Below are 13089 nucleotides of genomic sequence, written 5' to 3'. Positions count from 1 at the left end.
TGTCAGTCGACGGTGATCTCGGGCCTCCCCGAGGGGATGGAGATCACCGCGCGGCGGTGCAGCGGCAGTCCACGGCTGGCGATCGAATCGGCCACGCGGAACTCCGCACGCCACTGATCCCGGGACAGCCGGTTGAGCACGTAGCCGCGCTGCGCGTTACCGAATTTCACGTGCGGTGAGGCCGCCTTGATGGCCTTATCGGCCTCGTCACTGTCTTTTCCGTCCTTGCCCGAGGCGATCGAGGTGCCCGCCAGTTCCACGCCGACCGTGGGAGCCTCACGCGTGTAGGTGGACTTCAGCTCCGAGACCACGTTGCGATGGATGTCCCCGACGATCGAGACCAGGTTGGAGACCCGGCGCTGCGCGGCCCCGTCGAGGATCCGGGACCGCGATGCCTCGTAGCCGCTCCAGCCGTCCATCGAGACGATCCGCCGACCGTCCGTGTTCCGCGCGAGATCGGCGATCGTGGTCTGATGCGCGAGCACGTTCCACTGTGCGCCGCCCGTGGCGAGACCGTCGAGGATCCACTTCTCCTGCGCCGCGCCCGTGATCGTGCGCGCGGGATCGGCCGTCGCCGCATCCTGCGGGCTCGCCTTGTCGTCATTCGCCTGATCGCTGCGGTACTGCCGAGTGTCGAGCACGCTGAACCGGGCCAGATCGCCGAAGTCGAAGCGCCGGTACATCCGGATGTCCGGACCGTCCGGACGCAGGGCGGCGCGCACCGGCATGTTCTCCCACCAGGCCTTGAAGGCAGCCGCGCGACGCACGATGAACTCCGACGGCGATTGCCCCTTCTCCGGAATCCCCGCGGCCCAGTTGTTCTCGACCTCGTGGTCGTCGTACGCGCAGATGAACGGTGCCGCTCGGTGCGCGGCCTGCAGGTCGGGATCGAGTTTGTAGAGCGCGTAGCGGTCGCGGCAATCGGCCAGCGTGGTCATCTCGGTCCAGGCCGACTGGGGCACCTCCGTGGTGGGCCGGCGCACCGTCGCGGGCTTGATCTCGTACTCGTAGACGTAATCGCCGAGGTGGAAGACCACATCGGGCGCCGCGGCGGCCAGATCGGCGAAGGCGTTGAAGTAGCCGTCGGTCCAGGCCTGGCAGGAGACGACGGCGAAGGACAAGGCGCTCACCCGGGCCCCGGCCGCGGGCGCCGTTCGGGTCCGGCCGATCGGCGAGACATCGGGACCGCTGCGGAATCGGTAGTAGTAATCGGTGGCCGAACGCAGGCCCCGCACGTCGACGTGCACGCTGTGGCCGTCCTGCGGCACGGCGGCGGTCTCGCCGCGCTGGATCACCGAGCGGAAACCGCGGTCCGCGGCGATCTCCCACTGGACGGCGACCGGCCGGTCGGGCATGCCGCCACCGGGCTGCAACGGACTGCGTGCGAGTCGTGTCCACAGCACCACGCCGTCGGGCAGCGGATCGCCCGAGGCGACCCCCAGCGTGAACGGGTCACCCGACTCGAGCGGCTGCGCTGCGGCGATGGGCCCGCCCATCAGCTGCGGGGTGAAGGCGACTCCGCCCACCAGGCCCATCCAGGTCATGAACCGGCGGCGGGAGGTACCCGCGGCGAGGCTGCGGTCGGGCAGGACATCGAACGTGGCTGATCGTTGCGACATGGGTACTGGTGTTACCGGGCCAATGTGACCCGGGCGACACCCCGAGGTGGCCGCCGCGACCCGGGGAGGTGAAGGACCGATGAACCGCACCCGGAGGTCAAACGCCGACGGCCCGCCCCCGAGTTCCGGGAGCGGGCCGTCGGTGAAGAACTCTTAGCGGCGCAGGCCGAGACGCTCGATGAGCGTGCGGTAGCGGTTGATGTCGACCGAGGCGACGTACTTCAGCAGACGGCGACGACGGCCGACGAGCAGCAGCAGGCCGCGACGGCTGTGGTGATCGTGCTTGTGGGTCTTGAGGTGCTCGGTGAGGTCGACGATGCGCTTGGTCAGCATCGCGACCTGGGCCTCGGGAGAACCGGTGTCGGTCTCGTGCAGGCCGTACTCGGCGAGGATGGACTTCTTCTGCTCAGTGGTGAGCGCCATGGATCGGCTCCTTGTTTCAGTATCGCGTCGCTACATCCGTGCCGCCGCCGCGAACCACAGCAGGCACGATCAACCAACTTACCAGAGGTCAGGCGATTCCCAGAATCGTCCGGGTCCTGTCGACATCGCCGCTCATGGCTTCGAGCAGCTCGTCGATCGAATCGAAGCGCACCATGCCGCGCACGCGCTCCACGAAGTCGACCGCCACGTGCTGGCCGTAGAGGTCGGCGGAGGTGTCGAGCACGAAAGCCTCGACGGTGCGCGTGCGCCCCGAGAAGGTGGGGTTGCTGCCCACCGACACGGCGGCGGGGTACCGCTCCCCCGGCGTCACCTGGCCCACGACCGGGCCGGCGCCGAGCACCGTGAACCACGCCGCGTACACGCCGTCCGCGGGGATCGCGGCGAACATCGGCGGCGCGACATTGGCGGTCGGGAAACCCAGCTCCCGGCCGCGGCCGTCGCCGCGCACGACGACGCCCTCGACGCGGTGCGGGCGCCCGAGCGCCTCCGCGGCGGCGGCCACATCGCCCGCGTCGACACAGGACCGGATGTAGGTCGACGAGAAGGTCACGGCGTGCTCGGTGAGCAGCGGCACCGAATCCACTGAGAAGCCGAATTTGCGGCCCAGCGTGGTGAGCATCTCGACGTTGCCGAGGGCGCGGTATCCGAAGGTGAAGTTGTCGCCCACCACCACGGCGGCGGCGTGCAGGCGCTCGACCAGAACGGAATGCACGAAATCCTCGGCCGGCTGCGCCATGACGGTGGCGGTGAAGGGCATCACGCAGAAGACGTCGATGCCGAGCTCCTCGGCGAGTTCGGCGCGCCGCGTGAGCGTGGTCAGTTGCGGCGGATGCGATCCGGGCCGCACCACTTCGGCGGGATGGGGGTCGAAGGTCATGAGCACGGCCGGCAGGCCGCGGGCATGCGCCTCCGCGGTCGCCCGTGCGATCAATTGGGCGTGTCCGCGGTGTACACCGTCGAACACGCCGATCGTCACCACACAGCGTCCCCAGTCCGCGGGAACGTCATCGAGCCCTCGCCAGCGAAGCACGCACTCACCCTATCGGACCGCCTATGGTGGACGCGTGAGTAAGCCTCCCCTGTCTGATTCGCGGCCCGCCCCCGCCCGGCCCGTGAGCGAGCTGTCCGCGGTCACACAGGACTACCTGAAGCAGATCTGGACCGCTCAGGAGTGGTCCGATGTGAAGGTCAGCACGAAGTCGCTCTCCGATGCGCTCGGCGTCTCCGCCTCCACCGCGTCCGAGGCCATCCGCAAACTCGCCGATCAAGGTCTGGTCAATCACGCCAAGTACGGCGCGGTGACCCTGACCGATGCCGGCCGGGCGGCGGCCACCGCGATGGTGCGGCGCCACCGGCTCCTGGAGACCTTCCTGGTGTCGGAACTGGGCTACGGCTGGGACGAGGTGCACGACGAGGCCGAGGTCCTCGAGCACGCCGTCTCCGAGCGGTTCCTGGCCCGGCTCGACGAGCGGCTCGGCTTCCCCGAGCGCGATCCGCACGGCGATCCGATCCCCCAACCCGACGGCACCGTCCCCACGCCCGACGCCCGGCTGCTCTCGGAGCTCGGCGCGGGGCAGACGTGCACCGTGGCCCGGATCTCCGACGCCGACCCGGAGATGCTGCGCTACTTCCAAGAGGTGGGCATCGCGCCCGACGCACGCATCGACGTGGTGGAACTACGCAAGTTCCTCGGGACGATCGCGGTTACCGTCAACGACGGTGCGCCCCTCGACCTGGGAGATGTGGCCGCCCAGTCGATCTGGGTCCGGGACTGACCAGGCGCCGCGCCGGGCGTACGCCCAGCCGGCGGCGCGCAGCACCATAAGGAGCGTGACCGCGTTGTGCGCGTACTTCGGCGCGGCACGGTGCGCATGCCTCCACCATGAAATCAACTGACCCGACAATCAATCGTTGATTCGTTCCCACACGCCGCGGGCGATCGCGGCGACCGCCTCCAACTCCACCAGCGGGACGCCCTCGCGGGCCGCCTCGGCGAGCCCGTTGAGCGAACTCATCGTGAATCGGGCCAACGCCTGCGGATCGACATCGGCGGGCAACTCGCCGGCGGCGACGTCGCGCCGGATGCGGTCCGTCAGTCGCGCGACGTTGGCCGATCGCATCGCGATCATCCATCCGGCGACACCCTCGTCCGCGGTTCCCGCGTCGCCACTGACGACCAGACAGCCCCGCGGCAGCCCGTCGCGGGTGTACCGCGCCGGCCCCTCGGTGAGCAGCCGGATCGCGGCGTCCCGCGCCGTCGCCCCCTCCGCGAGCGCGAGGTCGATGAATCCGCCGTACCGACGGTCGTACTCCCCGACCGCCTCCTCGAACAGGCTGCGCTTGTCACCGAAGGCGCGATACAGGCTGGGCGCCTCCACCCCCAGCCGCTCCGTGAGGTCGCGCACCGAGGTCGCCTCGTAGCCGCGTTCCCAGAACAGCTTCGCGGCCGCATCCAGCGCCGCATCCCGATCGAAGGAACGCGGTCGCCCGCGGGTCGAGGTAGCCATGCAAGACATTCTATAGCGATCGCTACGTAATCTGCTACGGTACTTCCGTAACGATCACTACGTTATTGGAGGAGCGACATGGAACAGGACCTGACCGGCAAGTCAGCGCTGGTCACCGGCGGCGGGCGCGGGATCGGCAGGGCGATCGCGGAGAACCTCGGCGCCCGCGGCGCGCGGGTCGCCGTGCACTACGGCAGCAACGCCGACGCCGCCCGGGAGACCGTGGAGCGGATCGAGGCCGGGGGCGGCGCCGCGGTGGCCATCGCGGCCGAACTGGGAACGACGGGAGACGCCGAGACGCTGTGGACCGAGTACGACGCCCACTTCGACGGCGTCGACATCCTGATCAACAACGCCGGCATCCTCGGCGGGCGGCTCCCGTTCCAGGACGTCACGGTGGACGCCTTCGATCTGGTGCACGCGGTGAATGCCCGCGCCCCCTTCTTCGTGACGCAGCGCGGCCTCCCGCGCCTGCGCGACGGCGGCCGGATCGTGAACATCTCCACGCGCTTCACCCACGGCTCGTACAACCCCTCCCTCCTGCCCTACGCGATGTCGAAGGCCGCGGTCGACGCACTCACCTACGCCCTGGCCAAAGAACTCGCTCCCCGATCGATCACCGTCAACGCCGTGGGTCCGGGCGGCACCGCGACCGAGATGAACGCCGCCCGGCTCGCCACCGAGGAGGGACGCGCCGCCATGGCAGCCGACTCACCCCTCGGCCGAATCGGACAGCCCGCGGACGTGGCGGGCATCGTCGGCTTCCTGGTATCCGACGCCGCCGCCTGGGTGACGGGACAGTGGATCGACGCCAGCGGAGGGTCGCTGCTCTGATGCCCCTCGCCATCGTGATCCTCGGATTCGGCATCTTCGCCCAGGGAACCTCGGAGATGATGCTCGCCGGGCTGCTGCCCGAGCTCGCCGTCGACCTCGGAATATCCATTCCCCGTGCGGGACTCCTGATCTCGGGCTTCGCCGTCGGCATGATGGTGGGCGCACCGGTGCTGGCGCTGGCCACCCTGCGCTGGCCCAAGCGGCGCGCGCTGCTGGTGTTCACCGCGGTCTTCGCCGTCACCCACCTGATCAGCGCCGCCACGGACTCGTTCGCGGTGCTCCTCGCGATGCGCTTCGCGGGCGCCTTCGTCTACGCGGGCTTCTGGGCGGTGGCCGCCACCACCGCGATGGCGCTGGTCCCCGCGGACCGGCGCGGGCGGGCGATGAGCGTGATCGCGGGCGGGCTCACCGTGGCCACCGTGATCGGCCTGCCCGCGGGAACCGTGCTCGGACAGCACGCGGGATGGCGGGCGACCTTCCTGGCCGTCGCGGTCGCCACCGCGGTGGCGGGAATCGCGGTGGCCGTGACGGTGCCGCGGGACGTCGGCGGTGGCGCGTCGGCGCGCCCCCGGGAGGAGATCCGGGGACTGCGCGTCCCCCGGCTGTGGCTCTCCTACGCCATCACTGCGACGTCCGTGGCGGCACTGTTGATCTCGTTCGGCTACCTCGGCGCGATGCTCATCGACACCACCCGGCTCGCACCGAGCACCGTCCCGCTGGTGCTGGCGCTGTACGGGGTCGGTGCGGTCGGGGGCATCGCGCTCGGCGGACGCATCGCGGACCGGCACCCGATGTCGACCCTGGTCGCGGGTACCGCGGCCCTGGCGATCGTCTCGCTAGTCCTGGCGGCGGCTCTCCCCCAGGCGATTCCGACTGCGATCGCGGCCGGGGCGCTCGGCGCCGCGGGCTTCGTGACCAACCCGGTGTTGAACTCGAGGATCTTCGGATTGGCTCCCGGCGCACCGGCCCTGGCGCCCGCCTTCACCGCCGCCGCCTTCAACGTGGGCATCGCCTTCGGTCCCTGGTTCGGTGGCGCCCTACTCGATCAGGGACTGGGCTACCGCGCACTGCCGGTCGCCGGTGCCGTCCTCGCGGCGGTTGCCGTGGCGCTGGTCCTGGCGGATGCGCGGATGCAGCGTCAGAGGTTCTTGAGCGCCTCGCGTGTGGACAGCCCGCTCAGCACGTCCTCGTGTTCGGCCACGTAATCGCGGACCCATGCGGGATCGGTCTTGGCGTGCTCACGCAGCGCCCACCCGATCGCCTTGCGGAGGAAGAACTCCGATTCGGACAGGGCCGGTTCGATCACCTCGGTCAGCAGCGCGGTGTCGAGCCGGTCCTTGCGGCCGAGCTGCGAGATGATCGCCAGCCGGCGCAGCCACAGGTTCTCGCCCCGGCTCCACAACCGCACGGCATCGGCGGTCCGGTCGGGGTACTCGTCGTGCAGATCAGCGATGTGGCGGGCCACCTCGTCCACGTGATCCCACCAGGCCCCGGTGACCGCGATGTGCTCGTGCAGCGGCAGCAGATCGAACCGGCCCTTGGTGAGCCGCCCACGGAGCAGGTGCTGAGCGGCGTAGCGCTCCTCGCGGTAGGCGGCGCCGTCCCACAGGTCGTTCACGGTGCCGAGCAGATCGTCGAGATCGGTCGGTGTGTGCTCGCGCCGGGCCGCGGAGGTGATCGAGCGTGCCAGCGGCGCCGGAACACCGAGGAAGGGCATCGTCGATTTCATGTAGGCCTGCATCTTCGGCGCCCGTTCGGGATCGGCGGCGGCGCGCAGGTCCGCCCGGATCGCCTCGGCCAGTGCGGTCATCGCTCTCCCCCGCTGTTCGATCCGCGCCACCGCAGCGGCGCCTCGTCGTACTCCTCGGCGATGTGCGCGGCCATCCCCACGGTGCGACCGTACTGGAACAGCACCTCGCCCGTCTGCGGCGGCAGTTCCAGCGTCAACGCGACGACCGCACCCGCGAGATCGATGTTGATGCGGCGGTCCACCCGCTCCGCCACCGCGGCGAGCGCCGCGAGCGCGGGTGCCTCCGGCCGCTGGGCGCGCACCAGGTCGAGCACCACGGTCGCCCGCGGATCGTGATCGGTGTACACGATGTGCCCGAACCCGGGGACGGCTCCGCCACCGGCCGATTCGGCGATCACCTCGTCCACGTCGTCACCACGCAGCACCCTCTCCAGCAGCCGGTACGCCGCGAGCGGGGCACCGCCGTGCAGCGGTCCGGACATGGCGCCGTAGCCGGCCACGAGGGCGTCGAGCAGGCCGGCCCGGGCGGAGGCCGCGACCCGGGCCGCCGTGGTGGAGGCGGCGAGACCGTTGTCGATGAGACAGGTCGCGAGTGCATCGATCCACGGATGATCGAGCCGCACCTCCGGGACCAGGTCCGCGAGTACGGGGAGCAACCCCAGCGCCCGCTCAGCCACCGAGGAGCGGTCCGCCCGCAGCGGATCGTGTGCGGCGAGTAGCGCCACGGCGAGTGGGATGCGCCGCTCCAGGCTCACGGCCCGCGCGACGTCGAGCGCCACGTCCGGCGGTGGGTGCGCCACCGCGGTCTGCAGCACGAAGCGGGAGGCGCCGCCGAAATCCATCGCCGTGCACACGGATTCGATCGACCGTCCGCGCAGGAACAACCGATCGTCGCGCAACGCCGAGACCCGGGTGGTCACGGCCCGGAACCGCAGTAGCCGCTCGGCCTCGCGCCGGCCGTCGTGTTTGGCGGCGGCCAGCGAATCGATCTGCGTCCGATCGAACAGCGACTCCGCCTGCCCCGGCATCCGGCGCGAGACGAGCACGCCGCGGCTCACGTAGGAGTACAGCGTGCCGCGCTTCACCCCGAGCCGCTGCGCGGCCTCCGTCGTGGTGATCCAGGTGTCCACAGGGTTGATTCAATCAACATTGCAGACATTGATCAACATCGCCAGACTCGGGGCATGACCAGTGCGATCACCGCCCCGCGCGGACTCAAGAACGTCGTCGTGGCCGACACCGAACTCGGTGACGTCCGCGGTGAACAGGGCTTCTTCCACTACCGCGACCGCGACGCCACCGTGCTCGCCCGCACCCGCCCGTTCGAGGACGTCTGGCAGCTCATGCTCGACGGCGCACTCCCCACCCCCGAGCAGTCCGCCGTCTTCGCCCGCCGCATCGGCGAGCTGCGTGCGATCCCCGGCGGCACCGTGGACCTGCTGCGCGCCACGGTCACCGAGGGCGCCGACCCGCTGCGCGCCCTGCGGATCGCCCTCTCCGCGCTCGGCCTCGACGATCGCCCGATGCTCGACCTCCCGGAGGAGGCCCGGCGGGAGGCGGCGCTGCGCTACGCGGCGGCCTTCCCCACCATCCTGGCGGCGGCGCACCGTCTGGCGAACGGACTGGACGTGCTCGACCCCGATCCGGAGGCGGCACACGCGGCCGACTACCTGCGGATGGCCACCGGCGCAGCGAATCCGAGGGATGTGGCCGCCGTGCAGACCTATCTCGTGGCCACGATCGACCACGGCTTCAACGCCTCGACCTTCGCCGGACGCGTGATCGCCTCCGCCGGATCGGATATGGCCTCCTGCCTACTGGGGGCGGTCGGCGCCTTCCTCGGCCCCCTGCACGGCGGCGCGCCGAGCCGCGCTCTCGCCGCACTCGACGCGATCGGCGACCCGTCGAACACCCGCGCCTGGGTGCGCGAACGGATCGCGAACGAGGAGAAGATCATGGGTTTCGGGCACGCCGTGTACCGCACGCACGACCCGCGCTCGGAACTGCTCAAGCAGGTCGCGATGGGTTACGACAGCGCGCTGGTGCGGCGGGCCACCGCGGTGGAGCGCGAGATCGAATCGGCCATCAACGAACTCAAGCCGGGCCGCAGGCTGTACGCGAACGTCGAGTACTACGCGGGGGTCGTGATGAGCGAGGCCGGCCTGCCGCCGTCGATGTTCACCCCCACCTTCGCAGTGGCCCGCGTGGTCGGCTGGACCGCGAACATCCTCGAACAGGCCCGCGACGGCAAGATCATCCGGCCGTCCGCGCGCTACGTGGGCCCCGCACCGATCCCGGGCGTGTGATTCAGGCGGCGGGCCGCACCACGAAGACCGAGCTCGCCCGCTTGCCGGACTCCTCGAGCAGTGCGATGGCCCGTCCGCCGGGCGCCACGGCGGCGTACACGCCGGGCATCCCGATCGGTTCGAGCCACCGCCCCAGCGAGAGGTCGACGGCCTGCTCCTCGGTGATCTCACGCACCGCGAAACCCGTTGCCACGGCGGCGTCGATGTCGTACGACAGGCGCGGCTGCTCGAAGAGATCGTCGATCGTGATCGCCTGGTCCAGCCCGAAGGGCCCGACGCGGGTGCGGCGCAGCGCGGTCAGGTGGCCACCCACGCCGAGCGCCGCGCCGAGGTCCCGGGCCAGCGCCCGCACGTAGGTGCCCGATGAGCACTCCACGTGCACATCGACATCGAGGAAATCGCCGTCGCGCCGGAAGGCCGACGCCGAGAACTCGTCGACCCGCACCGGGCGCGCCTTGAGCTGCACGTCCGCTCCCTCCCGGACCAACTGGTGCGCCCGCTTACCGTCGACCTTGATGGCGCTCACGGAGGACGGCACCTGCTCGATATCGCCGGTGAGCGGCACCATGGCGGCCAGGACCTCGGCCTCCGAGATCCCGGACGCCGCGGCGCCGCCGGTGATCTCGCCCTCGGCGTCGTCGGTCGAGGTACTGGCCCCGAGCCGGACGGTGGCGGAGTAGGCCTTGGTGGTGAGCGCGAGGTGGCCGAGCAGTTTCGTGGCACGTTCGATGCCGATCACCAGCACGCCCGTCGCCATCGGATCGAGTGTGCCCGCGTGGCCCACCTTCCGGGTGCCCATTGCGCGGCGGCAGCGCGCAACCACGTCGTGACTGGTGAGGCCCGCCGGCTTGTCGACGATGATCAGTCCGGCGCCGTCCGGTTCGAGATAGGCCACCTCACACCACCGCGATCGAGGTCACGATGAGGCCGTCGACGATGCGCCACCGGCCGTCGAAGGAGGCGACCGGAGCCCCGCCGTCCGTCGCCTTCCCGTCGATCAGGATCCGCGAGTGGAACGTTCCCTCGGCGGCGTCGTCGGTCCGCGCACCGAGCTCGAAGGTGATCTCCGCGTCCTCGAAACCCAGCCACCGGCCCGTGATCGGGTTCCAGGCCTTGTACGTGGCCTCCTTGGCGCAGAACAGGAGCCGGTCCCAGTGCAGGCCGTCCTCGGGGCGGGCGGCGAGCACCTCGCGCTCGGACTCGACCGACACCGAGGGCAGCACCTTGTCCGGGAGCGGTAGGTGCGGCTCAGCGTCGATCCCGATGGTGCGCACCCCCATCCGGTAGCCCACCACCGCGCCGCGGTAGCCGTCGCAATGGGTGAGCGCGCCGACCACATTGCGCGGCCAGTCGACACCGCCGCCCTCGCCTTTGACCAGCACGGCATCGCCGATGCCCAACTCGCCCAGCGCGTCCCGCGCCAGATAACGCACCGTCGCATACTCGGCCTGACGCTTGGGGACCGCCTTGGCGATCTGCGCGGCCTCCCGCGGATGCAGCGGGGCGTCCACATCGGAGTGGGACTCCCGTGCCACCACTCCCCGCGGCATCATCGACTGCAGGATCACTTCTTCCCCTCCCGGGCCTCGCGCGCCGCCCGGCGCTCCGCCACGCGCTGGCGCGCCGCATCGCGCATGTTCGCTACTCGTTCCCGTGCCTTCGCCGCCTCCGCCGGATCCACGGTGAAGTGCACGCCGTACTCGCCCAGCGATTCCTCGGTGTAACCGGGAGCGGGCAGGATCTGCCGCAGGAAGGGCTCGGGCAGCCCGCGCTGCTTCCACTCCCGCGGATAGCCCACCGACACCTCCTCGAACCGCACCCCGTCGTACCAGGTGGTGCGCGGAATGTGCAGGTGCCCGTACACCGCCGCCTCGGCGTTGTACCGCACGTGCCAATCCGCGGTCTCGACCGTGCCGCACCACAGCGCGAAGTCCGGATAGAACAGCACCTCGGTGGGCTCGCGGCGCAGCGGCCAGTGGTTGATCAGCACCGTCTTCGTGTCCGCGGGCAGCGCGGCCAGCCGGCGACGCGTGTACTCCAGTCGCGCCCGGCACCAGGCGTCGCGGGTGGCGTAGGGCTCGGCCGAGAGCAGGAACTCGTCGGTGGCCACCACGTTGTTCTCGCGCGCCGCGGCCAGCGCCTGCAGCGCGGTCTTATCGGCGTCGCGGAAGGTGTAGTCGTAGAGCAGGAACATCGGCACCAGCGTCACGGGTCCGAGCTCGGGATCGTCGAAAACGGGGTACGGGTCCTCCGGCGTGAGCACGCCGTGGCTGCGGCACAGGTCCACGAGATGGTCGTAGCGGGCCTCGCCGAAGACCTGCATCGGGTCCTTCGCGGTGGTGTAGAGCTCGTGGTTGCCGGGCACCCAGATGACCTTCGCGAACCGCGGGGCCACGGCGGCCAGCACCTCGTCGAGCGCATCCGTGCGCTCGCAGATGTCACCCGCCAGGATCAGCCAGTCGTCCGGCGACTCCGGCTGGATCCGCTCGACGATCACCTCGTTGCCGCGATGCCCGACGTGCAGGTCACTGATCGCAAAGAGCTTCGCCACCCCTCCACGCTACCGGCCGGTGCGTCGCGCCACCGACGCCGCACGGCGATGCGATCCCAAGAATTTAGGCAAGGTAACCCTAATGTCCGAATGCTAGGGTCTCGATCCATGACCACCGCACCGCGGCCCACGCGCCGCCGTTTCCTCGCCGCCTCGCTCGCCGTCGCGACCGCCGCCACCCTCGTCGCCTGCGGCTCGAGCGATACCGGCACAGCGGCGCCCACACGCACCGTCGACCACGCGATGGGCCGGACGAAGGTGCCCGAGAACCCCACGCGGATCGTGGTCATCGACTCACCGCACCTGGACGCGCTGGTCTCGCTCGGCATCAAGCCCGTGGGCGCCTCGGAGTCCGCCGCGAAGGCGGGCTTCCCCGGCTACCTCCGCGACAAGCTCGACGGCACCGAATCCGTGGGCCTGACCACGAGCCCCGATCTCGAGGCCATCGCCAAGCTCAAGCCCGATCTGATCATCGGCTCGAAGGTGCGCCACGAGAAGATCTACCCGCAGCTCAGCGCCATCGCCCCCACCGTCTACTCGGTGGACACCGGGACGAACTGGAAGGAGCAGGCCACCATCACCGCACTCGCGGTGAACCGGACGGACCAGATGACCACGCAGCTGGCCGACCTCGACGCCCGCGCCGCGGAGGTGGGCAAGCAGGTGGGCGCCCCCGGCACCTCCGTCTCCATCGTCCGGTTCCGCGCCTCCGGATTCCGGCTCTACGGTCCCGACACGTTCTCGGGCTCCGTGCTCACCTCGATGGGCTTCACCATCCCGCCGAAGCAGTGGAACGAGTACTCGATGATCGAGACCTCGCTGGAGAACTTCGGGGAGATCAACGGCGATTCGATCTTCTACACCCTCGGCGCCAACGCCGCCCCGTCCGCGCAGACCGTCACCCAGCGCTGGGGCGCCCTGCCCGCCGTGGCCGCGAACCGCGCGCACGCGGTCGAGGACGAGACGTGGATGGTGGGCATCGGCGTGATCGGCGCCGGCCGGATCATCGACGACGTGCAGCGCGTCGCCACACCGAAGGCGTGACCACCCGCCGCGCCGCTCAGTAGTCTCGGAGGCG

The 13089-nt window shown here is 70.5% G+C and carries 14 protein-coding genes; 5 read left to right on the top strand and 9 right to left on the bottom strand.

Annotated features, from left to right (window positions below; translation table 11 throughout):
- Positions 1 to 2: 2 nt before the first annotated feature.
- From ABD108_RS13575 to ABD108_RS13565, 3 genes are all read right to left on the bottom strand, one after another.
- Positions 3 to 1619 carry an alkaline phosphatase D family protein gene (locus tag ABD108_RS13575; RefSeq protein ID WP_343930549.1) on the bottom strand — a complete coding sequence of 539 codons (1617 nt, stop codon included), beginning with the start codon at positions 1617 to 1619 and terminating at the stop codon, positions 3 to 5.
- Positions 1620 to 1772: 153 nt separating this feature from the next.
- Positions 1773 to 2042, bottom strand: coding sequence for a 30S ribosomal protein S15 (rpsO, locus tag ABD108_RS13570; protein ID WP_220659209.1), 270 nt, complete (start codon positions 2040 to 2042; stop codon positions 1773 to 1775).
- Positions 2043 to 2130: 88 nt separating this feature from the next.
- The gene (locus ABD108_RS13565) at positions 2131 to 3093 is read right to left on the bottom strand and encodes a bifunctional riboflavin kinase/FAD synthetase (RefSeq protein WP_220659210.1); all 963 of its coding nucleotides are present in this window, start codon (positions 3091 to 3093) and stop codon (positions 2131 to 2133) included.
- Positions 3094 to 3127: 34 nt separating this feature from the next.
- Here ABD108_RS13565 and ABD108_RS13560 point away from each other — a divergent pair, with 34 nt between their 5' ends.
- The gene (locus ABD108_RS13560) at positions 3128 to 3838 is read left to right on the top strand and encodes a metal-dependent transcriptional regulator (protein ID WP_344184508.1); all 711 of its coding nucleotides are present in this window, start codon (positions 3128 to 3130) and stop codon (positions 3836 to 3838) included.
- A 129-nt stretch (positions 3839 to 3967) separates the two neighbouring features.
- Here the strand turns inward: ABD108_RS13560 and ABD108_RS13555 are convergent, their stop codons facing one another.
- Entirely contained in the window at positions 3968 to 4570 is a 603-nt protein-coding gene (locus ABD108_RS13555; RefSeq protein ID WP_220659211.1) for a TetR/AcrR family transcriptional regulator, read from the bottom strand.
- Between the two features lie 78 nt (positions 4571 to 4648).
- Between ABD108_RS13555 and ABD108_RS13550 the strand changes: the two genes are divergently transcribed.
- Both ABD108_RS13550 and ABD108_RS13545 read left to right on the top strand, forming a co-directional pair.
- On the top strand, positions 4649 to 5404 hold the full coding sequence (locus ABD108_RS13550) for an SDR family oxidoreductase (protein WP_220659212.1): 756 nt from the start codon (positions 4649 to 4651) through the stop codon (positions 5402 to 5404).
- The gene (locus ABD108_RS13545) at positions 5404 to 6609 is read left to right on the top strand and encodes a Cmx/CmrA family chloramphenicol efflux MFS transporter (RefSeq protein ID WP_220659213.1); all 1206 of its coding nucleotides are present in this window, start codon (positions 5404 to 5406) and stop codon (positions 6607 to 6609) included. Before ABD108_RS13550 ends, ABD108_RS13545 begins: the two co-directional genes overlap by 1 nt.
- Here the strand turns inward: ABD108_RS13545 and ABD108_RS13540 are convergent.
- Positions 6543 to 7214, bottom strand: coding sequence for a DNA alkylation repair protein (locus ABD108_RS13540; protein WP_220659214.1), 672 nt, complete (start codon positions 7212 to 7214; stop codon positions 6543 to 6545). The genes ABD108_RS13545 and ABD108_RS13540 overlap by 67 nt on opposite strands.
- Positions 7211 to 8284, bottom strand: a complete 1074-nt coding sequence (locus ABD108_RS13535; RefSeq protein ID WP_220659215.1) for a citrate/2-methylcitrate synthase — start codon at positions 8282 to 8284, stop codon at positions 7211 to 7213. Before ABD108_RS13535 ends, ABD108_RS13540 begins: the two co-directional genes overlap by 4 nt.
- Positions 8285 to 8338: 54 nt before the next feature.
- Between ABD108_RS13535 and ABD108_RS13530 the strand changes: the two genes are divergently transcribed.
- Complete coding sequence (locus tag ABD108_RS13530) at positions 8339 to 9460, top strand: citrate/2-methylcitrate synthase (RefSeq protein ID WP_220659216.1); 1122 nt, start codon at positions 8339 to 8341, stop codon at positions 9458 to 9460.
- 1 nt (position 9461) lies between these two features.
- Here ABD108_RS13530 and truB read toward each other — a convergent pair whose 3' ends face one another.
- The 3 genes from truB to ABD108_RS13515 are packed head-to-tail and all read right to left on the bottom strand — an operon-like array spanning position 9462 to position 12011.
- Entirely contained in the window at positions 9462 to 10355 is an 894-nt protein-coding gene (gene truB / locus ABD108_RS13525; RefSeq protein ID WP_220659217.1) for a tRNA pseudouridine(55) synthase TruB, read from the bottom strand.
- A gap of 1 nt (position 10356) precedes the next feature.
- Positions 10357 to 11025 (bottom strand): 4'-phosphopantetheinyl transferase family protein, encoded by a 669-nt coding sequence (locus tag ABD108_RS13520; protein ID WP_220659634.1) that lies wholly within the window; start codon positions 11023 to 11025, stop codon positions 10357 to 10359.
- Positions 11025 to 12011: a metallophosphoesterase family protein gene (locus ABD108_RS13515; protein WP_220659218.1), complete on the bottom strand. Its 987-nt coding sequence runs from the start codon at positions 12009 to 12011 to the stop codon at positions 11025 to 11027. Before ABD108_RS13515 ends, ABD108_RS13520 begins: the two co-directional genes overlap by 1 nt.
- Before the next feature lie 108 nt (positions 12012 to 12119).
- On the opposite strand from ABD108_RS13515, the gene ABD108_RS13510 reads away from it, so the two are divergent.
- A complete protein-coding gene (locus ABD108_RS13510; RefSeq protein WP_343930548.1) occupies positions 12120 to 13055 on the top strand; it encodes an ABC transporter substrate-binding protein in 936 nt (311 codons plus the stop codon).
- Positions 13056 to 13089 lie beyond the last annotated feature (34 nt).

It is taken from the genome of Tsukamurella strandjordii, from assembly GCF_039525985.1.
GTDB lineage: Bacteria > Actinomycetota > Actinomycetes > Mycobacteriales > Mycobacteriaceae > Tsukamurella > Tsukamurella strandjordii.
The sequence above is the reverse complement of the archived record's forward strand: the minus strand, read 5'-3'. Positions and strand labels throughout refer to the sequence as shown.

What these genes read in the sequence shown, in the direction of transcription:
- ABD108_RS13575 (WP_343930549.1), bottom strand. Translation starts at nt 1,619, where the DNA reads ATGTCGCAACGATCAGCCACGTTCGATGTCCTGCCCGACCGCAGCCTC.
- rpsO (WP_220659209.1), bottom strand. Translation starts at nt 2,042, where the DNA reads ATGGCGCTCACCACTGAGCAGAAGAAGTCCATCCTCGCCGAGTACGGC.
- ABD108_RS13555 (WP_220659211.1), bottom strand. Translation starts at nt 4,570, where the DNA reads ATGGCTACCTCGACCCGCGGGCGACCGCGTTCCTTCGATCGGGATGCG.
- ABD108_RS13550 (WP_220659212.1), top strand. Translation starts at nt 4,649, where the DNA reads ATGGAACAGGACCTGACCGGCAAGTCAGCGCTGGTCACCGGCGGCGGG.
- ABD108_RS13545 (WP_220659213.1), top strand. Translation starts at nt 5,404, where the DNA reads ATGCCCCTCGCCATCGTGATCCTCGGATTCGGCATCTTCGCCCAGGGA.
- ABD108_RS13540 (WP_220659214.1), bottom strand. Translation starts at nt 7,214, where the DNA reads ATGACCGCACTGGCCGAGGCGATCCGGGCGGACCTGCGCGCCGCCGCC.
- ABD108_RS13530 (WP_220659216.1), top strand. Translation starts at nt 8,339, where the DNA reads ATGACCAGTGCGATCACCGCCCCGCGCGGACTCAAGAACGTCGTCGTG.
- ABD108_RS13510 (WP_343930548.1), top strand. Translation starts at nt 12,120, where the DNA reads ATGACCACCGCACCGCGGCCCACGCGCCGCCGTTTCCTCGCCGCCTCG.